This window comes from Fusibacter bizertensis (assembly GCF_029914245.1).
Taxonomy (GTDB): domain Bacteria; phylum Bacillota; class Clostridia; order Peptostreptococcales; family Acidaminobacteraceae; genus Fusibacter_C; species Fusibacter_C bizertensis.
Window position 1 is genome coordinate 1 of record NZ_JARYZI010000044.1, and the last position, 427, is coordinate 427.

The 427-nt window shown below is 36.1% G+C and carries 1 protein-coding gene; it reads right to left on the reverse strand.

The window, feature by feature from the left end:
- Positions 1-215 (reverse strand): hypothetical protein (locus QE109_RS17640; RefSeq protein WP_281095851.1); only part of this gene is annotated, 215 nt, incomplete at its 3' end.
- Between the last annotated feature and the right edge of the window lie 212 nt (positions 216-427).

The following is a 427-nucleotide window of genomic DNA, read 5'->3' on the forward strand; positions in this document are numbered from 1 at the left end:
ATAAAAGAAAGCATCAATTGAATTTTCTTTGAAAATCCATTTGAGAGCAAGTTTGAAATCGAAAGATAATCGTGAAACGAACAAGCATCATCCAAATTTTCTAACGAAAATTCGTCTGAGAGCAAGTTTGTTTGACGGATAGTCTGAAAATGAATAGCATCAACTGAATTTTCTTCGAAAATCCATTTGAGAGCGGATTCGTTTGACGGCGTCAAACAAAAGCCACGCTTTTATAATTTTGCGAAGCAAAATTAAATCCGCACATTGAAAATTGCATATAGAATCGACATTAACACGCAACGCAAGTTGCGTCGCCGACGAGGAATTTATTTCTTGTAGGCAAAAACGTAAAAAAATGTATCTAAAGTAAGATGAAGTAGCTTGTCGCAAGATAAGCATCGACTCCCTAGAAACTAACGTTTCCCAC